Genomic DNA, 24538 nt, shown 5'->3' with positions numbered 1-24538 from the left:
GTCTATTCCTCTGCAATTTCTTGCGTCGAGGGCGCGTATGCGAGTTGCACGATCTGGTGACCACGCGCCCGCGACATCACCTGGGCCCGGCCCGGTGCGCTCGGGATCGCTTTGATCTTGCCGATGAGCTGGCCTTCTTCTGGGTTTCCGCTGAGCAGAATGCCGGTGACCCCGAGGTCGGTCATGCCCTGCAGGATCGGGTCGTATGCTGCTCGCGAGGCGCCACCCGAGCGACGGGTGAGGATCACGTGCAGACCCAGGTCGCCCGCCTGCGCGAGCAATTGCGCGAGAGGCGCCGCCGGGTTGCCCTGCTGTGTCGCGACAAGATCGTAGTCGTCGATGAGCACGTAGCCCTCAGCACCGGTCCACCAGTTTCGCGCGCGCAGCTGGTCTGCCGTGACGTCGGGGCCGGGCAGGCGGGCCCGGAAGAAGTCAACGAGCTGACTGATCGCGCCTGAGGCCTGCTCCGCCGTCGTGAGGTACGCCCCGAGGTAGCCGTCGGGCACCTCGCCGAGGTGCGCACGGCGGTAGTCGATCATGAAGATGCGCGCGTCGCCCGGCTTGTACCGGCGCGTGATCTCGTGCATGATGCCGCGCAGCATCGACGATTTGCCCGAGCCGGAGTCGCCGTACAGGAAGAGGTGCTGTTCTCGGTCTGGATCGATGCCGACCGGCGCGAGTTCTGCCTCGTCGAGGCCGAGCAGCAACTGCTTCGGGTTCGCCGCGGGGTGCTCGCGCAGCTCGCTGAGCGGCAGCCGCTCGGGCAGCAGCCGCAGCTTCGGCCCCTGCTCGCGCTGCCACGCGCTGCTGATCTTGGCGACGAGGTCATCGACACCGTCGACGAGGCTGTCTGCCGAGGTCTCTGTGTCGATGCGGGGCAGCGCCGTGAGCATCTGCAGCCCGGACGGGCTGAGGCCGCGGCCGGGCAGCGCCGAAACGTTGGTTGCCGCTCGGCGGTTGACCTCGGAGTCTGACGCGTCGCCGAGCCGCAGCTCGATGCGCCCACCCATCAGATCTTTCACGTTCGGGCGAATGTCGAGCCAGCGGCTCGCGGTGAGCACGAGGTGCACGCCGAAGCTGAGGCCGCGCGCGGCGAGCTGCTGCACGGGTGCCTCGAGTGACTCGTAATCGGTGCGCATGGTCGCCCAGCCGTCGATCACCAGGAAGATGTCGCCGTAGCCGTCGTCGACGACGCCCTGCGCGCGACGCGTGCGGTAGGTGTCGATCGAGTCGATGCCCTGCGCGCGGAAGTACGCCTCGCGCGCGTTCAGCAGCGACGTGACCTCGGCGATCGTGCGGCGGATCACTTCTGGTTCGCCGCGGGTTGCGAGCCCGGCGAGGTGCGGAAGGTCGCGCAGACCAGCGAAGCTGCCGCCGAAGTCCACGACGAACACCTGCACCTCGTGCGGCGTGTGCGTCAGAGCGAGCGCCGAGACGAGGGTGCGTGCCGCGGTGCTCTTGCCCGATAGCGGAGCTCCCACGATTGCGACGTGGCCCGAGGCGCCCGAGAGGTCGAGCGTGAGCACGTCACGGCGCTGGTAGAGCGGAACGTCGATCATGCCGATCGGCACGGTGAGGCGACGGTGTTCGCGCCAGCGAGGAGCGTGCAGCCCGAGTTCGTAGCTCACGGAGAGCTTGCCGAGCAGCTGGTCGAGGGTTGCTGGCTCTTCGAGTGGCGGCAGCCAGACGGGGTGCGCGGCCGGGCCGATGCCCGACATCCGCGAGACCGCAAGCTCGAAGGTGCTGCGCGTCTCTTCGGGTTCTGACGCGGCGAGTTCTTCGGCGCGGCGCTCGGCCTCGGCGTTTGCCTGCGCAGCTTCGGCGGCCGGATCCGACAGCTGCTGCGCAGCCGCCGTAAACGGCGTGATGCGCACCGAACCTGGAGTCAACGAGCCGCCGTCACCCGAGGTGATGGCGCGGCGCGCGGGTGGCGGTCCCGAGACGTAGGCGGCGCGGAACTGCGTGAGGTTGTCGTCGCTGCCGACCTTGAGCAGGCCACCGCCCGGTTCCTGCGGCAGGTGATATGCGTCTGGCACGCCGATGACGGTGCGCGATTCAGCGGCGGAGAAGGTGCGCAGGCCGATGCGGTAAGAGAGGTGGGTGTCGAGGCCCTTGAGGCGTGATTCTTCGAGTCGCTGCGACGCGAGCAGCAGGTGCACGTGCAGCGAGCGACCGAGTCGACCGATCGCAACGAACGATTCGATGAACTCGGGTTTGGCGCTCAGCAGCTCGGAGAACTCGTCGGCGACAATGAGCAGCGCGGGCAACGGTGCCAGGTCGCTGCGACCGTTCTTGCGCGCCTTCTCGTATTCGCCGACGTTGACGAAGTTACCGGCCGCGCGCAGTAGCTCTTGGCGCCGCGTCATTTCACCCTGGAGGGCGTCCTGCATGCGATCGACCAGGCTGATTTCTTCGCCGAGGTTCGTGATGATCGCGGACACGTGCGGCATGTCGGCCATGCCCGCAAACGTCGCGCCACCTTTGAAGTCGACGAGCACGAAGTTGAGTTGCTCGGGAGAGTGCGTCAGCGCGAGCGAGAGCACGAGCGTGCGCAGCACCTCCGATTTACCCGAACCGGTCGCGCCAATGATGAGGCCGTGGGGGCCCATACCCTGAGACGCCGACTCTTTCAGGTCGAGGATCAGCGGGGCGCCGTTGGTGTCTTGGCCGATGGGCACGCGCAGCCGGTCACGCTCGGGGAGATAGCGCCATTGCTTCTCAAGGTCGAGATCGCGTACGTCGGGGAGATCGAGCAGTTCGAGCAGCTCCTGCTGACGCTTGCTCGCGCGGGACACTGAGCCACCGCCGCCGCCCTCACGGTGCAGCGGAGCGAGTCGCCGAGCGACCGCCTCTGCTTCGACGACGCCCATGTTGTCAGGGGTGATGGTTTGCGCCTGCGCGCGCCCCTCCGCGACGTCGGCCGTATCGTTGCCGACATAGATGCGCGCCAGCGAGGGGTCATCGTTGTCGTCCCACGTGGAGGGCAGATCGAGAACGGTAATGCCCTGCAGCCCACCAGCAAAGACCGAGTCACTCGGCGGCACGCTGGCGCCATCGACGACGACGAGCAGGTGCGGGCCGGTGCCCGCGGGGCCGTCGGCAGTGAAGCGAGGACGCTCGCGCAGGTCCGCCGGGAGCATGCGCATCAGCGTGTCGAGGTCTGACCCGATCATGCGGGCCGGGCCGAGTGCGTCGCGGAGGCGAGCGGACTGCGCGTGCGGCAGCCACTTTGCCCACTCCCAATGGGGCAGGGATTCGGGGCTCGCAGCGATGACAATTTGCAGGTCGTCGGGGCTGTGCAGGGTGGCGAGGTGAGTGATCATGCCGCGTGCAAGCCCGCGGATCCGATCGAGTTCATTGCCGACGAGCTGCAGGCTTCGGTACTGGGTGATGCGGAGATACGTCGGGAGATCCGGCTGGTTCTCGTGCGTCGCAAGGAATCGATGAGCCGCGGTCGTCGCGACCGGATCGAGGTCGGCGATCGGAGGCAGCTCCGGTGGCACCAGCGAGAGCGCGAGCGGCTGCTCGCACGTACCGACGCGCACGGTGAGGAAGTCGTCGTCGCTCGTGCTGCGCTCCCACACGCGGGTACCGTCTTCGACGAGATAACTCAGCGTTTCAGGGGCTGGATATCGCCAGTTTCGTTCGCGGCGCTGCGCCTTCGCTGCCGTGCGCACGGTGTCGCGCAGTTCGGTGAGGTACGCGAGATACTCGCGGCGAGAGCTGAGGATCGAGGCCTGGCGGGTCGCCCGCTGGCGCCAGCCGTTCACGAAGACGAAGCCGAGCGCCGAGATCAAGAACATGCCGCCCGTGATCCACCCAGTCGGGCCAGCGTTGCTCACCGACACCATAATGATCGCGCCGACGCTGCCCAGCATGGGCATCGCGGAGGTCAGCAGGCTACTGCCACCCTCAGAGGGTTCGATCTCGGGTGGAGCCTGCAGCGTGACACTGCCGGCTGGCACGCGCGGGGGCGCGAGTCGACTGCTCATCGATGTGCTCCTTCGAGCCGGTGAAGCGCCCGGCTGTTGCCTGCTATTGCCACAGGTTCAGACTACCAACGACCACGGACACTGCTGCAGCCCCACAAAACAACTGCGCAGATTGACTGGTGAACGATAGGATTTGCAGAGCGAATTACGGGCGAGCGGCGCTCTCGGCAAAGAGGAGACCGAGTGGAGATCACACAGAATGGGGCCGCAGCTCCGATCGCGGGTTGGTACCCCGATCCAGCGGGCGGCGCGATGTTGCGGTACTGGGATGGTGCAGCTTGGACCGAGCACCTGGCGCCGCGGGCGACGCCCGCTGCTCCACCGCAACCGTATTCGGGTCACGCACCCGCTCCCGTCTATCAGCAGCGGCCGCCGCGTCCACCGCACGAGCGGATCTGGACCAGGGGCACTATCGCCATGCTGGTGGTCTGCGCGCTGCTGGTCATCGCTTCCGTGCCGGTGGTCAGCCTGCTGAGCAGCGCGAAGGCACGAGCTCTCGAGGGAGACGCGGCGGCGGTTGTCGAGGGGTTCCTCTCGAAAACGACCACCGGAGATCCGAGCTGGCGTGATTTTGCGAGCGCCGATCTGCAGCCAGCTGCCGACACGTACACGCCCATCTACGGCGATCTGGCGTCTGCTCGACAGCTCGATCTCTCCGTGTCGTACGCGTTTGACGAAGCTGACTTCGATTACTCCCAAGCCGAAGACCCATACGGCAGCGCAGATCCGCGCACCGCTGACACGGTTGCGGTGCCGGTCATGCTCACCTACTCCTTTAGCGTCGACGGTGAGACATTCACATCGGACTTCGCTCAAGCGGTGTGGCTCACTCGTCCCTATTACTACGGCAAATCAGACAAGCCCAGTGCGTCGAATCTGGCTCGAAAACCGACGCGCGTTGGCCCGTGGCAAGTCGTCGGTCTCGCGGCTCCGTGGACGGTGGATTTCGATCTCGATAGCGAAGGCTTCACCACCACCTTTGCGGACGAAGCGATCGAGTCAGACGACGACGTCTGCACCGAACCCAAATCCATGATCTTGGAGATGTCAGAGGATTCCCGGCAAGACGGCTCGCTGCAGAGCTCCTGCTTATTCCGTCAGGGCGAGTCGAAGCTTCGCCCGCAAGACCTGGACCCGAAAGCAGTCGCACGCGATTTCCCCGTGATGAACGAGTTCAGCACGATTTCGACGGACATCATGGGCACGGAACCGGAGGCCGGGCTACTCCCGCCGCTGTCGCAGTACCCGATCACGATGGGCGACACCGAGTACGTATTCACCATCGCGGCGACGAGCCCCGATGCGACAGCGCTGTGGCCGCAAACCCTTCGCTTCATCCAGGTCGCGGAGGTGACAGCGGAATGACGCTCAACTCGCTGACACCGGCGCCAACCCCGACACCGCGCAATCGACGCGCGCGCATCGCGAAACTCATCATCGCTGGCGTCACAGTGCTCTGTCTGGGCGTCGCTGGGTTGGCTGCGTACGTGAATTGGCCCGATCCGTATCCGGTGGGGGCGGCCGCAAGCCTCCCCGCGGGCGAGCGAGATCCGCTGTGGGCGGACCGCAACACGACGGTTGAGACAAGCTCGCACGAGAAGATCTGGCACGACATGAATACCGCGCTTCAAACGCAGGATCGCGAGCTGTTCCTGTCGTACGCCGACGGCGACGCGAAGGGTCAGCTGGCGCTGTGGTGGGACAACCTTTCGGCGATTGGCTGGACGACCGGGTACGTGTCCCCGAACACAGACGCGGATGGCTCGCAGGTGGTCACGATCGGCGTCGATCTCGCCTTCCCTGCGAATCAGATGCGCGGCAGCGGGGCGATCGATGCGGGGCTGATCTTGACGCAGGGTTTCACCTACAAGATCACGACGGCCGGCAGCGACGACGACCTTCGCATCACCTCGTTCGTGCCCGGTGACGTGATCATGCCCTGGGACGACGGCAAGCTGTACGTTGAGCGGCGCGACCACGTAGTGCTGTTCGCGCTTGAAGACGAGCGTGCGCTCGTCACCGAACACATCGACGAGGCCGAGCGATCCGCCGTCGAGACAATCGACCTGGCCACGAAGATGGGTGGGGAAATTCCGCAGACCGGGTTTGCGTCTGGCATCACGGGGAGCGACGAGCGTTTCGAGCGCTGGCGCTTCGGCACGGAGGTGCCGACCGAGGGCAAAGTCGACGCATCCGCGTTTGCGCGCCCGAGTTTTCGCCCGTACCAGGCCTCGGAGATTATCGATCCAAAGCTTGCCGTCGGGTCTGAGACCGGGGGCACGACGGTCATCATGGGCCCCGGGGCCGCCTACGATTTCAGGCTCGTCTTCATCCACGAGTTTGCACACGCCATCCACTTCACTGCCGCCCCGGAACTGAGTTGGTCGTATTCGAAGGCGTCCATGGAGGGATTCGCTCGATATGCGGAGTACGCTTCCGGGGCTTCGGAGTTCGTCGCGTACCCCGAGTTGAAGAATGCCGTTGCGACGCTCGGCGCGGGTGCGTTCGCCGACGAGCGATTCACGATGGAGCCCGACGTGCATTTCGCGTATGACTCCGCGGGTTCGTGCTACCTCTTCGTTGCAGAGAACGGCGGCGATCCGTGGGCGCTCGCGGTCGATGCGGTGACTCAGGGCAGAGACATCACTGACCTCGCGGCCGAAACGTCACCGACGCTGTCGGTCGCAAACTGGCAGCAGTGGGTGGCGGGCCGGTAGTCGTGCCGCTGTGCTTGGCGGCGCTGATTGGTGACTCTGGTTGGTGACTCTGGTTGGCGACGCGCGGGATCAGGGTAGGCACAAGATCTGCGTCGCTTCGTCTTTTCCGACCGCATATCGTGTGATGCCGGGCCCTCCGGGGCCGAGGACCGAGCGGTGCTGTTGCGGCGCATTGAGCCAGGTGGTCATATACGCGATCATGGCCTCGTTGCGCTGCCGCAGCAGTGGCGACTGGGTAAAGGCGCCCGCCTCGATGCCGACGGCACCGCGCTGGAACTGAAATTCGAGGGAGTGCGCGGCTTGGGGCCACGTACGAAAGTTGTCCACGATCATGACGAACTCGGCCGGCAAAAACGGTCCGGTACGTTCAGACCCGATGGTTCCACGGTCGAAATCAATGACGATCTTCTTACGCAGTTTCGTCACCAGCAACGGCACGAGAACGGCGTTGGCGATCACCAAGATCGCGACGAACACCACGAACACTAGCCACGAACGATCCAACCACAGTGCCATGATCGACCGCAGCCCCAAGATCAGCACAATGCCGCCATTGATCCCCCAAAACAACATCCGCCACGGCGTCGGGCTCTGCTGAGGGTACGTGTGAGTTCCTGTGTACATGGGGGTCAGTGGTTTTCGGGGTGTTGAGCTTGGGGTGAGCGCGGTGCCCGCTGCTTCCGAGAATTCATGACAGGAATAACGATCGCGGCGGCAATGCCGGCGAGCAGGACCAGGCCTCCGCCGGCGATTAGCGTGAATGTCAACGGGGTGAAACCCACACCACTGGCGCGGTCCTCGCTCAATTGTTCATCCGTTCTAACAGACTCTTTCGAATATGGGGTTTCTTCTTTAACTTCCGCAAATTCGACCGGCGCGCCTCCGACATATACTGCCTTATAGGCGTCGTAATCCGGCGGAAACGGGTCTACCGCCCACGAGCAGGACCAGAGGCCGTCTTCCTCCACATTTCCGGCTTTCCCCGAGTCCGGGTAAACGCATCGCTGGTCATCAACGCTGGTCACCCACTGAGGGTTCGTGTCTGGGAATTGCGAGGGATCAACTGCCAGCATCGCCGACGGGTTCAGGTACCCCGCCCCTAAACCGTCATCGGCCCATTCGATTTCGTGTGGATCACCCGCACCAGTGGTGCGCATCATCGCCTGCATCACCTGGAACCGGGACGCATCCGGATACTTCTGGAACCCCAACGCTGCAGCACCAGCAGTCAAGGGCGTCGCATATGACGTGCCATAAATCATGCTCGGTCCCCACCCATCGGGTGAACCCGCCCCCAGCAATCCGGATCCAGGAGCCGCAAACGCCAGATTCTCTCCAGCGCGAACTTTATCACCGGTTTTCGAACTCTTCAGAATCTCACCTGCATCGTCGATTGCTGTCACCGAAAACACACCGTTCAGGGCCCATGGGCCACCTACGAGGCTGAACCCCGTATCGGGATTCACAGCGCCAGCTACAATCGGAACCTCATGCACGAGTCCTTCAAACACGACTTGTGACCAGTAAGTTCCGCCGCCGCTTAACACTGACACCGACACTACGTCCGCACCATCACGAATCGCCGCACGAGCCGCCAAAGCCGTGGCATCACCAAGACCATCAGGGTTGGGAAGCACCGACTCGCCGCTCCAGCTGATGTCGCGTACAAGGTCGATCCCTCCCGGCTCCAACGTCGGATCCTGCAACGTGCAATTGTCTCTATCCGTCTTATCCAGGTCTCCAACACCGTAGAACCAGACCTCGGCCTTCGGCGCTATTCCCCGCGCACCCGCACCGCCGTCTCCGGCTTTGCCGTTGCCGACAAGCATTGACACGACGTTCGTACCATGAGCGGCAAGCGCCGGATCATCCGACACAATCTCCTTCGGCTCACCAGTAGCCGGATCCACACACGTCGTGCCACGTACCTTCACATTCGCACCCTGCAACTCGGGAACATCAGGGTTAATGAACGTATCAATGACGGCGATCTTCACGCCCTCACCCGTCGCACCAGACGCCTGCAATGCATCCAGGTCCCACATGTCAGCGTGCCACAACCCCGCAGCACGCTGATCAGGCGGCAAAGGCGCAGCCACCGCAGCTGCGGCCCCACTCCCCAAGATTGCGGCAGCACACGCGGCAGCGGTCAGAGTTCGCAACAGGTGCTTCACGGGACAGCCACCGCTTTCCGATCGTTGAATTCCTTAGCGTGCAGAGGAGAGCGTGATTCGTAGATGGAGACCGCGGCCTCGCGTTCTTGGCTTTACTCATGGCTAATGCCGCCTCCACTATTGGACCCGGCTGCAACACGTCTACTTCGCTTCCGGTTTCCCCAAATTATTAGTGGAACTGCCACACCAGCAGCGATGATAAGCAACATGGCGCTCCCGATTCCAATGACCATCCCAACAGACGGCGAGCTGACTACTCCGTCCGTTGGTGACGCTTCCGAGTACGGTGACGCGACAAGTTCATCGACGTCATTAAGGACAGGCGCACCGTCCTTTACAACTTTTTCGTATGATTCCAGCTGCGGTGGAAACGGGCCGCTAGACCAACCGCACTGCCACGTTCCGCTGTCGTCAATCGTCCCCGCGCTTCCGTCCGAAAGCTTGCAACGGGAGTCCTTAATGTCAGTAACAAATTGCGGATTTACATCGGGGAACTGACTAGGGTCCACTTCGAGCATTCCAGTCGGATTTACGTACCCATAGCCAAACTGCGTGCCAAACCACTCGGGTTCACGAAGGACGCCATCGTCTGTAGTTCTAATTAGGGCTTGCAAGACCTGGAAACGCGAGGCGTTCGGGTGCTTTTGGATCCCCAGGGCGAGAGCGCCAGCCACGATTGGCGTCGCGTACGACGTTCCAGTAATGAGCTCAGGACCCCAAGTGTCCTTATTTCCCACTCCAAGTAGCCCGACTCCCGGCGCTGCGAATGCGAGCATGGGAGAGCCCAAGCCAGATTCGCCCGAACTGGGACTCTCAAAAGGATCGCCATTGCTGTCGACCGAAGCAACCGGAACCGCGCCATTGGTCTCCCACGGTCCTCCGACGATCATTTGATCACTATCTGGATTGTCCGTTGAAGAGACCACGATGACCCCCGCCATCTGCGCCTCAATGAGCACTTGGTCCCAATCGCTGGCCCCGCCCATAAAGGAAATTGAGACAATGTCGGCTCCATCGCGGATTGCGACTCGGGCTGCGAGCGACGTCGGCTCCCCGTGCCCATCGGCATTCGACTTCACCCGCGTACCTGTACCTAAAGCAATGTCATTTGATAGGTCAACCCCACCGACAGGCACCGTTGGGTCTTGCCGCAAACAATCTGACCCGGCGTCATCAATGTCCCCCACGCCGTAGAACCACACCTCTGCTCTCGGCGCAATACCGCGCGCACCCGGTTTTCCGTCTTCAGCCTCACCATTGCCGACAATCATTGCGACAGAATTAGTCCCGTGAGAGGACAGACTAGGATCACTGGACTCAACTTCCTTTGCTTTCTTCGTGTCAGGATCAGCGCAGACGCTGCCCTTTACTTCAACGTTTGCACCCTCCAACTCAGGGACGGTCGTATCGACGGCCCTGTCGATGACAGCAATTTTGACTCCCTCTCCCGTCGCCCCATTCGCCGCGAGGCCATCGTAATTAAGCCATTCGGTGTACCAGAGCCCGTCTCGGGACTCCTCGAGTTTCAGCGGGACTGCACCGGCAGAAGCGGACACGCTCAAAGACGTGAGAGTGAGGAGCGCCGCGAGAATCAAATTCCGTTTCGTCTTCATATCATTCAGGCCTTCCAGTGCGGTCTGTCATTTCCCGTTCGTTCGAATTGCCACCAGCAACCATCTCGCGTTTCCACGGAAGTTCCTCAAGATCCTCCACGAAGCTCATGCAACTTCCGCCCATAATTCTGTGCCATTGAATTCGCCCGTGGCCATCCTAAAAATCAAAGACACACAGGAAACAACAGAGGTGCTTCGCAACACGTGTCTCATCGGGTGGGCACCACTTTCCGGTCGTTGCTCTCCCTCTCACGTCGGGAGGGAGTCGTTTGTATATGGAGATGGCGGTGTCGCGTTCTCACGCTTCACCGCCATCCGCACTGCTAGTTCGGAGCCCCCACTCCGAATTGATGACTACTCTTCAGGCACACGTCCGCCTGCGCGCGACGCGCGAGCGGCCGGGCCGCCATCACCCTCGTCCTCGAGCTTGGGGGCGATGTATCCGAGTCCGGAGCGAGCAGACTTCTTCTCGGTACCGCCGCCACCACCGCCACCGCCCATCATTCCGCCGGGACGCCCGCCGCGGGCACCACCAGAAGAGTTCGATGAACCGGCTGCGGATCCGCTCCCACTCGGCGCAGCTGACGCAGCACCTCGCAAGCCACCAGACCCGCCGAGCCCAGCACCGCCAGCCCCGCCAGCTCCTCCGACACCAAATACGCCTTGTCCAGCACCGCCGAGCCCTAGGCCACTGCCACTGCCGCCAGCACCCGCAAGCTTCGCGCCAGCGGCAAGACCGGCAGCGCCAAGCCCGGCCGCACCCAAACCGCTACGAAGCGTCGACCCGTCCAGGTTGCTGTCGACGCTCGGACGACGACCCGGATCATTCCACTCGGGATCAACGCCGCTGTTACTTCCGGGCCCGTCCGGACGATTCGGGTCGTAGGGAGGATCATTAGGCCAGTTGGGGTCCCGTGTACCGGGGTCCCCTACGACGTTGGGATCTTGAGTCCCGGGAGGATCGTGGGTTACCGAAGGGCCCGGAACGTCCGGCCCTCCAATACCGCCACCAGCCCCGCCGCCCGGCGCACCAACATTTGGAGAACCCCCTCCCGGCGTTCCGCCGCTCGGCCCTGAGCCGCCGAAATTGGAATCGAGGCCGTCGGAGCCGTCACCATCTGGACGCGGAGGCTCGGGTGGCGGCGGAGGCGGGATCGTAGGCTCAACTTCATCGAAGCGCCTCCCTGCCGCGATGAGTTCCTTCCTATGGATGTCAACGCTTGCTTCAATTCGAGCAAGAGCAGCGATGGCGGCCTCACGTCGCTTGCTCTCGAAAAACTCACTCGCAATTGCAGCGCCAATCGGGCCGGTCCCAACTGCAATCAGACCATATGGAGTCAACGCTTCGGGCTGTCCCTTGTCAATCGCATCGCGGACTGCTGTCGGAAGCCCACCCATTGGCAAGTTCTCAAGCTCCTTTTGCGCCCGCTCCTGAATCAGCTGGGCGTGCTCCGTGGGGAGATTTTCCAAGTGGTCCAGCCAGTTTTGCGCATTTAGCAGTGTGGCATCAAGGGCAGACAAGTGAGCCTCGGCGACGTCTGCCGAATGACTCTCCCAATCGCCATTTCGAATCGCATCGCGAACCTTCACAACTTTGTCTCGATTTGCCCGCAAAGCCGACTTCATCCACGGAACGTTGTCGATCCGCCATGCCACACCTGATGCGAGCCGCTCAAGCTCGCCTTCTGCGTCACTCATTGCTGAACTCCTCGCTTTGCGTCGCTTTGCTTCTTCGTAATGCGCTTCGTCGACCGAGACGCTATGAAAATCACAATCAGGGTCAAAGCAATTATCAGGATGATTCCACCGACTACGATCCATACGGTGACATGGTTCGAAGCATCAACACTTTTATTGTGCGAAGTCCCATCACCGCTATAAACAGAATCAACCAAATTGTTACTTGAATCCAGTACCTGCGCTTTCCCGGAAGTCACCGCGCTGTACGCGGTCACATACTCTGGAAACGGGCCAGAAGACCATTCACATACCCATAGACCATCGCTATCAACGTATCCAGATTTACCGTCCTCAGAATTGCAGCGGGGGTCGTCGAGGGACGTTACAAACATGGGATTTTCATCGGGAAACTTTGATGGATCACTATTTAGAAGTCCTTGCGGATTTGCATAGCCATACCCAAAGTATCGGTCAGACCATTGCGGGTCATGGACTTTTCCGTTGCCAGTGGTATGGATGAGAGCCTGCATGATTTGAAAACCAGTAGCATCTGGGAACTTTTCCATCCCGAGTGCGAGCACTCCAGCGACGAGGGGAGTCGCAAAGGAGGTGCCGCTAATCTGAGATGGACCCCAGTTGTCTTGAGACCCCACACCGAGCAGGTTCTCGCCCGGAGCTGCCACTCCAAGCATCCGCGATCCACCAACGGTCGCCCCAGTGGACTCATCATCAAGCAGTTCACCGGCTTGGTTGATTGCCGAAACCGGAAGTGCCCCATTCACATCGGCGGGTCCGCCGAAAATATCAATATCCTCGCCGGGATTCGGAGTTGCAGCGACGACGACGACGCCTGCTAGCTGCGCCTCCACGAGCACCTGACGCCATTCGATAATTCCACTCACGACCGAAACGGTAACGATGTCTGCCCCGTCGCGAATAGCGGCCCTCGCGGCTAGTGCAGTTGCGTCGCCAAGACCCTGCGGATTATTTCTCACCTCGGGGTGCAGACCAAGCTGAACATCAGTAGAGAGGTCGACTCCATCTTTCGGTGTCGTCGGATCTTGAAGCTTGCAGTTCTTCACACGGTCTATATCACCCACACCGTAGAAAAGAACTTCGGCCCCCTGAGCTACGCCCTTCGTGCCCGCTCCGCCATCGGCTGCATGCCCATTACCCACAATCGTCGCGACAACATTTGTTCCGTGAGACGCTACCACCGGGTCAGTCGACTCAACTTGTGCCGGCTCTCCCGATTCTGGATCCAAACAAGTCGTACCCTGTACCTTGACATCAGCGCCCCTTAATTCCGGGACGTTCAGATTGATCGCATCATCAATAACCGCAATCTTGATACCCTCGCCTGATAGCCCGGAAGCTTCAACTTCGCCTCTTTGCAGCCATCGCTCAGACGCCCAACTTGCCTCAGCACGTTGTTCGCTACTGAGTGAAGCATCGGCGACTGCGATGGTCGGTCCCGCTGCGAAAAGAGGAACAAGTGCGATCACTGCTCCTACACTTAACGCCGTGCGTTTCATAGTTGCCAATCCCTGCTCGCCATTCCGGCATCATTTTGCTTCGGCGCAGAATTTTCATCCTCGCCTCGCATTGACTCCAAGTCCGCCAGGAGCGAGTTAAGAGTTTCAGCCGCGACTGCATCGACTTCTTTTTGTTCACGAACGGCAGCCGTCATCGCCTCTTCAATCTTCTGAAGGCGATCGTCCAAGCTTTTTACGCCGTTGAATACCTGTTCGCCGATCGTAATCATGGCGGAGTAGTAAGTTTCACTGACCCCTTCCGCACGCCCACTGACGCTGCGCATCTCGCCGCGGCTCGGATACTCGCCGGATAGTGCCCTTAGGGTCCCCAGCAGATCCTCGAATCCGTCTACGAGGCTAATCCTCTTACCGCTCATAATTCCGTTCCCCTGAATTCACCCGTGACCATTACTGCAGGCCACTCGCTCGTGTTGATTCTCGCAGGCGCTGCAGCGTATCGACGAGTCGCTGCTGCGCTTCTGCCATTTCTGGTGGGATCGGTGCCGGTCCCTCTTGTTCTGCTTCTGCTTCGTCTGCAAATCGACCGAGCGCTTGTCCCATTGCCTTACGGATGGCGCGTGCCTCTACCGAAGTGTCGAGGCCTTGGATTACAGCAAACTCACTCGTCTGGCCAAGATCAATGCGCTGCTGCAACACTTGCCAGTCGCGGCCCTGCTCGCCTCGCCGACGCGCCTCAGCGGTTTTCACATCCTCAGCTTTGCGGGCAGCTTCGCGTTGCTCGCGTGCTGCCGCCAATGCGCTAGTCCGCTCCTTGAGCCGCACTGTGGCAGCCTGCAGCTGCGCAATCGCTTCCGCGGGGTCTGTGGTCATCGCTGAAGCTCCTGTACCTGAATGTTCATCGTTATCCTCGACGCCCTGAGCCCGAACCGCCCGCAGCACTAGCGACGTTCGTCGCAGAATTGCCGCTGCCGGTCAGTGTTCTGATGTCATCCACTCCGCCCTTAATCGACGTCACAGTTTCATAAATCGCAAGACCAACTGAGGCCGCAGCGGTCAGGTTCGAAAGCGCACTGCGTACGCCGCCGAGCAGGCCCGCAATTCCGGTGTGAATCGCAATCACAGCATCGATGAATCCTAGGAATTCGTTGAACAGATCGACTACGTCGATGGTCCATCCAATGATGATCGGAATCGCGATCGCCAGCACCTTTCCGGCGTTGATCGCGTTCACACCCGGAACCGCCGCGAGCGACAACAGATCCAGGCCGAACGAAACAATGCCAGAAATCACTTCATTGATGAACTCGAGAATGCCGCGCGCAAAATTCGCGAGCTGCTGGTCCATGAGTCCGGCCTGTTCGCACTGCTGCGGCAGTCCGTCGAGGAGCTGGCCGAGCTTCTCGTGACACCTGCCAAATTCGTACGCTGCTTCGCCGTCCCAGTCGTCGGTAACGAACTCACCGAACGTTGAAACTCGCGTGTTGATCAGTTCGACGGCCTGACCACACTTCGGCCAGGCCTCTGCCGCCAGCTCCATCGAGCGCCAGTCACCGACGAATGGCTTGTACACCCACTCATCGAGAGGACTGAACCCCACGAGCATGCTCACGACCGTGTCGATCATGCCAAGCCCGGATGCACTCTGGTTCTTGACGCGCCACAGGGTCTGCTCGAGCTGGCTCGCGGGCGTCGGCGGTGTGAGCACCGTATCGACGCCAAGCGGCGGGGCATATGCGCTCATACGTTCACCTCACTGCGTTCAATGCGGGACTCGGGGGCATCTGAATACGCCGCCGTGATGAGGGCGTCGAGGTCAAAGCACACGCCCGTGGATGGGAGAGGATCAGCTTTCGGGGTGTCCATGAGTCTCATCTCAGGATCGCCCTCGCGCTCAATATGAATGGAATCTCGGTTCTGCCACAGCTCCTCGAGCTCCGCCAGTTCCGCTGGAGTCGGCTCACGGCCGTCGAAAAAGTTGTCACGTACCCAGTCGGGTACGTGCGATTCACCGTTGCCGCAGCGTGAGCACTCAGGAGGGCAACCCGTTTGACTGTCTTCGCCCGCGCATGGAGCGCACATGCAACCCACTGGGTGGGAATCGCATGAGGCGCAGCGACATCCGACGGGGTGCCCTTCGCAGACGCCACAGTGACAGCCGGCCGGATGGAACGCGTCGCAGGCTTCACAGCGACAACCTTCGGGGTGCCCCTCGGGACGCTCCTCGGCCGGATCGGTGTCGTCAGGACCGTGATCTCCGTCTGGATCGGGAACCTCAAGCTCTGGCGGGACCGACACCTCGGGCGTCGATACCTCGGGCGCAGGCGCGCCGCCACCTGAGGGGCCGCCACCGCCAGACGGGCCGCCACCACCCGAGGGGCCGCCACCGCCAGACGGGCCGCCGCCGCCCGAGGGCCCACCTCCACCTGAGGGACCACCGCCACCGGAAGGTCCACCGCCACCGTCTCCCCCACCTGGAGGATCGGTGCACGTATCAAGCTCGTCCTCGTGACACTTGCAGATTTCGATGACGTGTTGTTCGCACGCCTCCATGTCGGCGAGCGCATCACGAACACTCTGGGCCGTAACACTGAGCGTGTCGCCGAGAGCCTGGAGATTGTCCATCACGGCGTCGCGTGCACCATTGTGAATGGGCTGAAGTGGCTGGAGCAATACACCGAACGCCCCTTCGAGCGAACAATACTGCTTCGCGTAATCCACAGTTTGCTTGAGCGCATCTTCGCACTCGACGATGTTGGCGATTGCCCCTTCAAGAGCCGGGGGATCGTAACTAATGCAACTACTCGTCACCGTTTTTCCGTTCTTCGATCATCCACGGACCATCGACTACGAGGGGTCGTCGAAGCGACGCATCACTGCTGACGCGTCGACGGCCCTCGTAATTGTCGAGGACTAGCCGGCGAAGCGCCCGGCGTTACGCGCGTCACTCGCGTTGTACGTCTGGGCGATCTGATCGGTGCTGCTCGAGATGCGCTCGAGAAGCGACTGGAGCTCGTTCAGCGACTGGGTCCACTTGCGCTGTGCGACATCGTAGGATCCCTGTGCTTCACCACTCCAAGCGGCGCGAAGCTTGCCAACCTCGGACTCGAGGCGCTCGATCTCGGCACGGATGCCCTGGGCACCGTTACGGATTTCGGCAGAAAGGGCGCTGACCTGTGCGGTCTGCACTGACATTGACTGCATGCTCATGTTTTCTCGTTCCCCTTGAATCTGGTTCGGTGTGTACTTAGTTGCCCGACATCATCGCGCCGAGGCCCGAAATTGCCTGCTCGTGCTCTTGCTCGGTCGCTGCCTGATCCTGCTCAGTGCTGCGAAGCGAGTTCTCGAGGTCGATGAGCACGTTGTTGAGCTTCACCGTCTCGGCGTCCCAACGAGTCATGAGCTGGGTGAAGGCGCCTGCTGCGGCACCCTTCCAGTAACCGCGGAGCTGCTCGATGTCGCCGCGCACCTTCTTGGTCTGCTGGTCAATGCCAGACTTCGCCTCAGCGACAGCCTGCTGCCCCTTGCGGAGGGCTCCTTCTTCGGCGGAAATGGTCTGAGCCATATCGGCTCCTCCTTCTCAACGATTCGGCCCCGTAATGGAGCACACTGCATCTTCACGGTTCGCCGGTAGCAGAACCGCCACTACAGAAGGTACGCGATTATCACCCCGGATGCCAAGAGCAGATGCACTGGTGACACAAAACACGATGAAATTGGCAGGAAAGACGATGAACATTCACCATTGATTCACTTGGGCCACATGCGCGGGCCTTCCCGGGACCCGAGATACCTAAACTGGGATCCCCGCGCCCCTACAACTCCCCCGTGATTGTCGCGACGGTGAAGCTGCGCTGGCCGATGCGCACGCTGGCGCCGTCGTCGATGCGCATGCGGGCGCCACGGGGCAGCGCACTGGCTTCGCCGGTGTCGTCGACCATCTCTGAGCCGTTCGTTGAGCCGAGGTCGGTCACCCAGACGCTGTCGCCGCGGTATTCGAGGCGCAGGTGGGTCTTTGAGACCGAACCGTCGGGATCGTCGACCACCACGAGCTGATCCTCGGGGTCACTCGCATCGGGGCGACGCCCGAGGTTGGCGATCGTCGGGACGCGCAACTGCGCGCGCTGCCCGGTGTCGAAGCTCAGCAGCAGCAGCGTGCCGACCTCGCGCGGAGCCGGGGCGGCCGCGATGGGCGCGTCGACCGCAACCACTCCCGGCGGCATCGCCGATGCAGGGTGGTGCGCCGGAGCCAGCGGAGGAGCGGCCGCCGGCGGCTGAGCCGCGGCCTGCGGGTGAGCCGACGGCGGCCGCGGGGCGGTCACCGGTTGGGGCTGAGCGGGCGCAGGGCCACCCACGACCGGCGGTGCGCCCTGCGGCGCAACGACGGGAATCTGGCCGGAGCGCACGCCAGCGGCGGCGGGTGCCTGAGCGGGCGACTGGCCGAGCTGGTGCACGGGAGCCTGCCCAAGCTGTTGCCGCTGGGGCTGGCCAGGCGATCCGGCATTCGATGCGCCGAACGCGCCAGACGGCGAGGCTCCGAGCGTCTGGATCACCGGAGCCGGCGAGTCGCCGTCGACGGCGGACTGCTGCGGGGAGCTCTGCGCCCACGCCTCAGCGTTCTGAGTCCATGCCTCGCGCTCAGCTGGCGTCGGAACCTTCACGACGAGCGTGCGACCGGCGCGATCGGCCCAACTGCGACCCATGCGAAGCGGATCAGCGGCACTCGTCGCCACGACCACCCAGCCGCCGACGAGTGCGACGAGGCTCCCGGCGCCCTGCACGAGTCCGCGCACGACGCCTCGCCCGACGCCGGGCGAGAACGGGGCATCGTCACGCGCGGTGCGCTGACGCAGCAACAAGTTACCGACCGTCGCGCCGGTGCGTGCCTCGATGACAAGCAGTATGACGGCGACCTCGACGAGCACGAGCACACCAATGAGCACGCTCTTGGCTAGCACCGCTGCACAGACCGCGAGCGCGATGCAGACCGCTGCGTCAATTGAGTACGCACCGAGTCTGGCCCCGAGTCCAGCGGGTCGCGCCCAAGCGCGGGATCGCGCGAGAGCTGCCGCCACCCGAGCTTCGCCCGCCTGTCGAGGTGCTGCACGCGGCGACCGCGGCGGACGTGCAGGTCGTGCCTGCTGCGGCCGTGGCGCCTGGGCCGGCCGTTGGCGGCGAGGCTGCTGGGCAGCCTGAGGCGCAACTCCAGCTTGCCCAACAAACCCGGGCTGCACCCGCTGTACCGGCGGCGGTTGCACGCCGCGCATTGCCGGTTGCGAACCGAGCGGCGGCTGCGTGGTCTGCGGCAGCGGCGGCCTGCCCGGCATGCCCTGCTGCGTCTGCTGACCCTGCTGAGCCCGCGCGCGCCCGCGCGCACGCCCTCGTGGAGTTTCGCTCATGCGGCCAGCACCCCCTGCAATAGATTCAGTGTTCCGGCTGCGAGCAACCCCGTTGGGAGCACGAACGCGACCGCGATGCTGTCCACGATATCGCCCGTGCGCGACCACCCCAGCGACCGCTCGCCGCGCGCCAGTGGCATGATGACGGCCGCCGCGATCACGCCAGCGGCCAGAACGAGGCCCGCGATCAGGGTGCCGATGATGCCGGGCACGGCGGGCGCGAGCCCGATGATCAACATGGCCAGGCCCGCGACCACAGCAACCCGAGGTGGCGTGCGCAGCTTGCGCGACACCATCCGCCGAGAGGTCAGGAGCAATCCCAAGACCATCCACACGACGAACAGCGACCCAGCGATCACCTGCACGAGATCTCCGCTCGCCAGCGGCACGAGAGCCGCGGGAATACTCACCGCTGCGAAGACCGAGAGCGTCAGCACGGTCGATTCGAGCCTTGCCTCTGACGCTTCGACGACGTCGCGCACGCGCCGCTCATCGACTCGCTCAATGAACTCGGGCACCCTGCCGCGCACCGTCCAACGCAGCACCATAAAACGGCCGTAGTCGATGTGATAGCCGGGGTCGACCCCCACGAGCAGACTGGGCGCCGCGCGCACGCCGACCGCGGCAGCAGCGCCGGCCACGATCAGCAACTGCGCGGGCGACCAGCCGAACGCCGGGCTCAGCAGAGCAAGGACAGCGAACAGGGCAGAGATAACAACGAGTGGCGTGGCACTCGCGCGGAGTCTCGGTGCCATTGCCACGAAACCGAACATCGCGGCGAGCACCGCGGCGGCGGCCGCGCCAACAGCGATCGCGAGTCCCGGCGATCCGTCGACGTTCGGGAGTACAGCTATTGCCGCGGCGACCCCCGCGAGCCCCAGCGACACGGCCAGTGCGACGCTTCGGCCGCGCGGGCGAACCGATCCGGCGACAGTGGCGACGACGGCCGCGAGCGCGATCACGATCACCGTTACCCACCGCATCGATGGCACGACGGTAGAGATCAGCGCCGCAGCAAACCCGAATCCGGCGAGCGCCCACGGAAGCGCACTCACGCGACCCGAATGCTCGCGATCGTCTCGCTTGCTTTCCTGAGCGACCGGCGGCCCCGCGACCGCGTACAGACCGCCCTCGCGCAAATCGCGCACGCTCGTGCCCGTGTCGACCACATTGCCATCGGGGTCAAGCACGCGATCTCCGGCAGCGAGGTGCACGCCAACGGCGGCGAGCGCGCCAGCGAGCGCCTCGTTTTGCGGCACGACAAGATCGTGCCGGTCTCCCGCCGCATCGAGCGCGATCCGGCGCAGGCGCGGCGCAGGCTGACTCACGCCACACAGTGTAGCGTCGCGGAGACCCGTCGCGCCCACAGCAACTACATACTCGCCAATAAGACGACACGAGATACCGATCCCCAGTAGGATGCTTGCTGGAACCTGGGGAACGCCCATCAATCGCACGGGGAGGCAGTGCGTGAGTGCAGAAGTAACGGACGCAAGCGCCGTCGTACGCCTATCAGTGGTGCACGCTGACCGTCGCGTTGACCTCGCGATTCCCGGTCGACTGCCTCTACTCGAGGTACTTCCCGGGGTCGCGCGTGGACTCGGCGTGCTCGACGCGACGTTGCTGCACGGGGGCTACCGACTCACGCGGGCCGACGGCGCAGAGCTTGATCCGACCCGCGGCGCCATCGTGCAGGGCGTCGATCAGGGTGAGATTCTCACCCTGACGCGCGGGCAGCTGGTCGCTGTACCCAGGCGCTACGACGATGTTGTCGAAGCGGTGATCGACGCGACCTCGGCGCACCACACCGCGTGGCGACCGGAGGATGCCGCTCGCACGGCAACCGCGGTCAGCCTGACGCTGGTCGCGCTCAGCGCGATCCTGCTCGCTCTGCAACCCGCGACCACCTACTTGCCCGCCATTGTTGCGGGCGTGGGGACCCTCGTGTTGCTCGCCCTCACCGCAACGCTCTGCCGCATTCGCCAGCACGAGGCGGGGCTCGGATTCGGGCTCGCGGCAGCGACCTTCGGTGGTCTCACCGGCTATCTGATCGCGCAGGATCAGCCCCTTTGGGGGTTTGCCCTCGCGGCGACCGGAATGGGCCTCATGGTCGGCGGCGGTGCGGCCATGCTGATCGCAACGAAGCCAACCGAACTCCTGTTACTGCCGATCGCGCTCGGGCTGGCCGTCGCTATCCCGGCCGGTATCGTCGGCATCACGGGCGTCGATCCCACCGGCCCATACGCCATCATGGTCGCGTGCGCGGGCCTGCTCGCCGGGGCGCTCCCCTGGCTCACGCTCAGCAGCACGCGCATTCGGGTAATCTCGCCGATGACCGAGGCCGAGATGTTTGATCCGCCGCCCCCCATCGATCCTGAGCGGGTCGCCGCTCGCATCGACGCGGGCCATCGCCTGCTCGTATCGCTGCGCATTGCATTCGCAATCGCCGTGCTCGCTGCCACCCCGGTCGTCGCGAGCGCTAGCTGGATGGGAACCGTGCTCACGCTGAGCTGCGGCGCCGTACTGATGTTCCAGTCCCGCCAGTCAGCCCGCCGCACGTCGGTGGTCGTGCTGCTGGCCGCGGGCACCGCGATTCTCGCGGTTGCCGGACTCGCCACGATCCTGTCCCACCGCGACCAGGCGCCGATCCTGCTCGCAGCCCTGCTCATCGCAACGGGCACCGTCTCGGGACTCACACTGCTGAGCACCCGTGCCCGCATGCGCATCACCACCCTCGGCGACACCATTGAAGTGTTGCTGCTCGCCCTCCTGCTGCCAATCGGCGCGATCACCGCTGGACTCGCGTAACCCGTGGCAACGAAGAAAGACCTGCTCGAGGCGCAGAATTTCAGCAAGGCCCGCCTCCTCTCCGCCTTCGTGGGCGGTGCTCCGGGTGGCAAAGAACTCGAACCCGCCAAACCGATGCGCGCCGTATTCGTGGGTATCGCGCTCACGCTGATGGTGATCCTCGCGGGTGTGTTCATCGGCCTGATCCAGCCGAAGCTGCCGAGTGGGTGGGAGAACAATCGCCTGATCGTCGCGAGTGACACCGGGGCACGCTACATTAGCGTCGCTGGCGAGCTGCACCCGGTCATCAATACGGTGAGCGCGCGCATGGCCATTCCCGCTGGCGAATTCAAGGTCGTGACGGTAAAGCAGGGTGCGCTCGAGGGCATTCCTATCGGCGGCACCGTCGGTATTTTGGGCGCCCCGGATACGCTGCCAGAAGCTGGCCACCTCGATGGCACCGGCTGGGCGGCCTGCGCGACATCCAATGCAACCACCGTGCAGATCGGCGACGGTCGCATGAAGGCGGCGCCCACGTCCAGTGGCATTGTCGTTGAGCGCGATGGCGAAACGTTCGTGATCTCGGGCGGCATGAGCTACCTAGTTCCTGAAGAATCTCGCACCCCCGTTTTACGCGCCATGGGTCTTGATGCCATGGCACCGGTCAAAGTTCGCGGCGAATGGCTTGCGCTCTTTGCACGCGGCTCCGATCTCACGCCCATGAAGGTGACCGGAACCGACATGATCAGCGACGTGGACATGCGCGCCGGATCCGTGATTCGTCCCACCGGCGGCGACGCTAACGAACGTTATCTACTCACCCCCGACGGTTCACTCGCACGCATGAGCGACCTGGCATTCCAGCTGTATCAACTCGGTAGCGGCTCGGGCGAACTCGGCAAAGAAATCAACATGAGCCCAGCTGAAATCGCCGAGCTTCCCACGACCGACGCGGCTGGCGAAGTCGACTGGCCGCAGCAGCGGCTCACGCCCGTTGCCGATGCGGCTGTGCCCTGTGCGACGCTTGCCGGCAGCGCGGGCGATCAGCGCACCGTGCTCGCCGCGGGAGGGTCGGCAATCGAAGAACCGGCTGACGAAACCACCAGTGCCACGGCCGCTGATGGCGGAGCGACCGCTGCAGTGCCCACTGATACCCCATCGAACGTGCGCGTCGCAAAAGACGGCGGTGCGCTGGTGCGCGGCGGCTCCGCCGGTGTGCTCACGCTGATTGACGGCGGCGGCACGGCGTATGCGCTCCCGGGCGAGGCGTCCGAGGGTGCCGCGCGCCTGGGTTACACGATGGACGACGTGGACACCGTTCCCGCTCCCTGGATCCAGCTTCTCCTCGCCGGCCCGGCGCTCACGCCCGAAGCCGCAGGGTCAACGCCGGAGGCCTCGTGAGCCAGCGTGGCGGGTCGCGCGTGAGACGCCTCAGCGCCCTCGCGCTCGCCGCGACCTTTGCGACTGGACTGCTCGCCGCCATTCCCGACGCCGTCGCTCCCGTGCGGGCGGCCGCCGCCGAGGAGGCGTGCGGTGTCGGCGTAATGGCTCGCCTGCCAGGTCCCCCCACGGCGTTCGCAGAAATGGGCTGGGTGGGGGCAACCGCGGGCTCGGGAACAGCGTCCAGCACCGCGAAGTTGCCCACCGGGGCAGGGGTCACTGTCGCGATCATCGACTCTGGCGTCGACGTGTCGCGCCCGCAATTGGCCGGCGCGTTCGCGTCAGGCAGCGAATCACTGATTGCTGACGGCGAGCGACCCGATGGGCTCGGCGATCCGGCGGGGCACGGCACCGCGATCGCCGGCATCATCGCCGCCCGCCCGTCCGAGACTTCGGGCGTTGTCGGGCTTGCTCCGGATGCTCGGATCATCTCGCTGCGAGTATTTCGTGACACCGATGACGAGAGCGCGAAGGCGGGATTTGGGCCAGACGCGGAGCGCATAGCGAAGGCTATTCGCACTGCCACCGACCGTGGTGCGAAGATCATCAATATTTCCATCAGCGACGATATCGACACTCCAGCGCTGCGCGAGGCGACGGCCTACGCGACCGAACGGGGCACGCTCATCGTCGCAAGTGCGGGCAATCGGGGAACCACCAAGAACAAGGAAGACACTCCGCGTTACCCAGCCGCTTATCCGGGCGCGCTCGCCGTAAGCGCGGTGAACACGAACGGCATGCCGACCTACGACTCGATCCATGGGCCGCACGTCGAAGTGGCTGCGCCGGGACAGGACGTGCTGACGGCCTCCACCGGTGGCGGCGATTGCCGATATTCAACGGAGGCAGCGTCTTCGAGTTTCGCCACGGCGTACGTTTCGGGTGCGGCTGCGCTGCTCGCCGAGAAGTATCCAGAAGAGGGACCCGAGAAGTGGGCGTATCGTCTGGAGGCTACAGCGGCACGCTCGAATCCGGACGCCCGCGACGATAACGTCGGTTGGGGTGTGATTCGCCCTGCAGCTGCGCTCGACCTGCGCCCGGACTCCACGACCCGCGGCCCGACGAGCCCCTTCGCAGACACGAGCAACGCGGCATTCTCAGCCTCCACGACGACGGTTACTGCTCAGCCTTCCGTGGCTGGCAACGCGGTGTTCGTGACCGCGCTCGCGGTAGTCGCTGCTGGTTTGGTGCTGCTCTTCGGGCTCGGCACCATGCTGCGCCGTCGCACGAGGTAGCGGTAGGG

General features: G+C 63.7%; 20 protein-coding genes. 6 read left to right on the top strand and 14 right to left on the bottom strand.

Annotated features, from left to right (window positions below; translation table 11 throughout):
• Window positions 1-2: 2 nt before the first annotated feature.
• A complete protein-coding gene (eccCa, locus tag ACFWHR_RS03580; protein ID WP_382446897.1) occupies window positions 3-3992 on the bottom strand; it encodes a type VII secretion protein EccCa in 3990 nt (1329 codons plus the stop codon).
• 183 nt (window positions 3993-4175) lie between these two features.
• Between eccCa and ACFWHR_RS03575 the strand changes: the two genes are divergently transcribed.
• Both ACFWHR_RS03575 and ACFWHR_RS03570 read left to right on the top strand, forming a co-directional pair.
• Window positions 4176-5357, top strand: coding sequence for a DUF2510 domain-containing protein (locus tag ACFWHR_RS03575; RefSeq protein ID WP_382446896.1), 1182 nt, complete (start codon window positions 4176-4178; stop codon window positions 5355-5357).
• A complete protein-coding gene (locus tag ACFWHR_RS03570; protein ID WP_382446895.1) occupies window positions 5354-6709 on the top strand; it encodes a hypothetical protein in 1356 nt (451 codons plus the stop codon). Before ACFWHR_RS03575 ends, ACFWHR_RS03570 begins: the two co-directional genes overlap by 4 nt.
• A 69-nt stretch (window positions 6710-6778) precedes the next feature.
• Here the strand turns inward: ACFWHR_RS03570 and ACFWHR_RS03565 are convergent, their stop codons facing one another.
• The 9 genes from ACFWHR_RS03565 to ACFWHR_RS03525 form a co-directional block, all read right to left on the bottom strand.
• Entirely contained in the window at window positions 6779-7333 is a 555-nt protein-coding gene (locus ACFWHR_RS03565) for a hypothetical protein (protein WP_382446894.1), read from the bottom strand.
• Between the two features lie 5 nt (window positions 7334-7338).
• A complete protein-coding gene (locus ACFWHR_RS03560; RefSeq protein WP_382446893.1) occupies window positions 7339-8883 on the bottom strand; it encodes a S8/S53 family peptidase in 1545 nt (514 codons plus the stop codon).
• A 92-nt stretch (window positions 8884-8975) separates the two neighbouring features.
• Complete coding sequence (locus tag ACFWHR_RS03555) at window positions 8976-10496, bottom strand: S8 family serine peptidase (RefSeq protein WP_382446892.1); 1521 nt, start codon at window positions 10494-10496, stop codon at window positions 8976-8978.
• A gap of 354 nt (window positions 10497-10850) precedes the next feature.
• Entirely contained in the window at window positions 10851-11261 is a 411-nt protein-coding gene (locus ACFWHR_RS03550; protein WP_382446891.1) for a hypothetical protein, read from the bottom strand.
• 929 nt (window positions 11262-12190) lie between these two features.
• A complete protein-coding gene (locus ACFWHR_RS03545; protein ID WP_382446890.1) occupies window positions 12191-13711 on the bottom strand; it encodes a S8 family serine peptidase in 1521 nt (506 codons plus the stop codon).
• A complete protein-coding gene (locus tag ACFWHR_RS03540; protein ID WP_382446889.1) occupies window positions 13708-14088 on the bottom strand; it encodes a hypothetical protein in 381 nt (126 codons plus the stop codon). Before ACFWHR_RS03540 ends, ACFWHR_RS03545 begins: the two co-directional genes overlap by 4 nt.
• Window positions 14089-14119: 31 nt before the next feature.
• The gene (locus ACFWHR_RS03535; protein WP_382446888.1) at window positions 14120-14542 is read right to left on the bottom strand and encodes a hypothetical protein; all 423 of its coding nucleotides are present in this window, start codon (window positions 14540-14542) and stop codon (window positions 14120-14122) included.
• A gap of 31 nt (window positions 14543-14573) precedes the next feature.
• Entirely contained in the window at window positions 14574-15413 is an 840-nt protein-coding gene (locus ACFWHR_RS03530) for a hypothetical protein (RefSeq protein ID WP_382446887.1), read from the bottom strand.
• A complete protein-coding gene (locus ACFWHR_RS03525) occupies window positions 15410-15535 on the bottom strand; it encodes a hypothetical protein (protein ID WP_382446886.1) in 126 nt (41 codons plus the stop codon). Before ACFWHR_RS03525 ends, ACFWHR_RS03530 begins: the two co-directional genes overlap by 4 nt.
• Window positions 15536-16463: 928 nt before the next feature.
• On the opposite strand from ACFWHR_RS03525, the gene ACFWHR_RS03520 reads away from it, so the two are divergent.
• Window positions 16464-16586, top strand: a complete 123-nt coding sequence (locus ACFWHR_RS03520) for a hypothetical protein (protein ID WP_382446885.1) — start codon at window positions 16464-16466, stop codon at window positions 16584-16586.
• Here ACFWHR_RS03520 and ACFWHR_RS03515 read toward each other — a convergent pair.
• The 4 genes from ACFWHR_RS03515 to ACFWHR_RS03500 form a co-directional block, all read right to left on the bottom strand.
• Window positions 16583-16879 (bottom strand): WXG100 family type VII secretion target, encoded by a 297-nt coding sequence (locus ACFWHR_RS03515; RefSeq protein ID WP_382446884.1) that lies wholly within the window; start codon window positions 16877-16879, stop codon window positions 16583-16585. The genes ACFWHR_RS03520 and ACFWHR_RS03515 overlap by 4 nt on opposite strands.
• A 37-nt stretch (window positions 16880-16916) precedes the next feature.
• Entirely contained in the window at window positions 16917-17234 is a 318-nt protein-coding gene (locus ACFWHR_RS03510; protein WP_382446883.1) for a WXG100 family type VII secretion target, read from the bottom strand.
• A gap of 250 nt (window positions 17235-17484) precedes the next feature.
• Window positions 17485-19068, bottom strand: a complete 1584-nt coding sequence (locus tag ACFWHR_RS03505; protein ID WP_382446882.1) for an FHA domain-containing protein — start codon at window positions 19066-19068, stop codon at window positions 17485-17487.
• Window positions 19065-20396 (bottom strand): hypothetical protein, encoded by a 1332-nt coding sequence (locus ACFWHR_RS03500; protein WP_382446881.1) that lies wholly within the window; start codon window positions 20394-20396, stop codon window positions 19065-19067. The genes ACFWHR_RS03505 and ACFWHR_RS03500 overlap by 4 nt, the downstream gene beginning before the upstream one ends.
• 142 nt (window positions 20397-20538) lie before the next feature.
• Between ACFWHR_RS03500 and ACFWHR_RS03495 the strand changes: the two genes are divergently transcribed.
• From ACFWHR_RS03495 to ACFWHR_RS03485, 3 genes are read left to right on the top strand one after another with little or no spacing between them, the layout of a single operon-like run.
• Window positions 20539-21876, top strand: a complete 1338-nt coding sequence (locus ACFWHR_RS03495; RefSeq protein WP_382446880.1) for an EsaB/YukD family protein — start codon at window positions 20539-20541, stop codon at window positions 21874-21876.
• Between the two features lie 3 nt (window positions 21877-21879).
• Entirely contained in the window at window positions 21880-23256 is a 1377-nt protein-coding gene (gene eccB / locus ACFWHR_RS03490) for a type VII secretion protein EccB (RefSeq protein WP_382446879.1), read from the top strand.
• Window positions 23253-24530, top strand: coding sequence for a S8 family serine peptidase (locus ACFWHR_RS03485; protein WP_382446878.1), 1278 nt, complete (start codon window positions 23253-23255; stop codon window positions 24528-24530). Before eccB ends, ACFWHR_RS03485 begins: the two co-directional genes overlap by 4 nt.
• Window positions 24531-24538: the final 8 nt, after the last annotated feature.

It is taken from the genome of Leucobacter sp. NPDC058333, assembly GCF_042726155.1.
GTDB lineage: Bacteria > Actinomycetota > Actinomycetes > Actinomycetales > Microbacteriaceae > Leucobacter.
The sequence above is the reverse complement of the archived record's forward strand: the minus strand, read 5'-3'. Positions and strand labels throughout refer to the sequence as shown.

Excerpts from the sequence above, each read along its gene's own strand:
- eccCa (WP_382446897.1), bottom strand. The coding sequence starts at position 3,992 with ATGAGCAGTCGACTCGCGCCCCCGCGCGTGCCAGCCGGCAGTGTCACG.
- ACFWHR_RS03570 (WP_382446895.1), top strand. The coding sequence starts at position 5,354 with ATGACGCTCAACTCGCTGACACCGGCGCCAACCCCGACACCGCGCAAT.
- ACFWHR_RS03565 (WP_382446894.1), bottom strand. The coding sequence starts at position 7,333 with ATGTACACAGGAACTCACACGTACCCTCAGCAGAGCCCGACGCCGTGG.
- ACFWHR_RS03555 (WP_382446892.1), bottom strand. The coding sequence starts at position 10,496 with ATGAAGACGAAACGGAATTTGATTCTCGCGGCGCTCCTCACTCTCACG.
- ACFWHR_RS03545 (WP_382446890.1), bottom strand. The coding sequence starts at position 13,711 with ATGAAACGCACGGCGTTAAGTGTAGGAGCAGTGATCGCACTTGTTCCT.
- ACFWHR_RS03540 (WP_382446889.1), bottom strand. The coding sequence starts at position 14,088 with ATGAGCGGTAAGAGGATTAGCCTCGTAGACGGATTCGAGGATCTGCTG.
- ACFWHR_RS03535 (WP_382446888.1), bottom strand. The coding sequence starts at position 14,542 with ATGACCACAGACCCCGCGGAAGCGATTGCGCAGCTGCAGGCTGCCACA.
- ACFWHR_RS03530 (WP_382446887.1), bottom strand. The coding sequence starts at position 15,413 with ATGAGCGCATATGCCCCGCCGCTTGGCGTCGATACGGTGCTCACACCG.
- ACFWHR_RS03525 (WP_382446886.1), bottom strand. The coding sequence starts at position 15,535 with ATGGACACCCCGAAAGCTGATCCTCTCCCATCCACGGGCGTGTGCTTT.
- ACFWHR_RS03520 (WP_382446885.1), top strand. The coding sequence starts at position 16,464 with ATGCAACTACTCGTCACCGTTTTTCCGTTCTTCGATCATCCACGGACC.
- ACFWHR_RS03515 (WP_382446884.1), bottom strand. The coding sequence starts at position 16,879 with ATGAGCATGCAGTCAATGTCAGTGCAGACCGCACAGGTCAGCGCCCTT.
- ACFWHR_RS03510 (WP_382446883.1), bottom strand. The coding sequence starts at position 17,234 with ATGGCTCAGACCATTTCCGCCGAAGAAGGAGCCCTCCGCAAGGGGCAG.
- ACFWHR_RS03505 (WP_382446882.1), bottom strand. The coding sequence starts at position 19,068 with ATGAGCGAAACTCCACGAGGGCGTGCGCGCGGGCGCGCGCGGGCTCAG.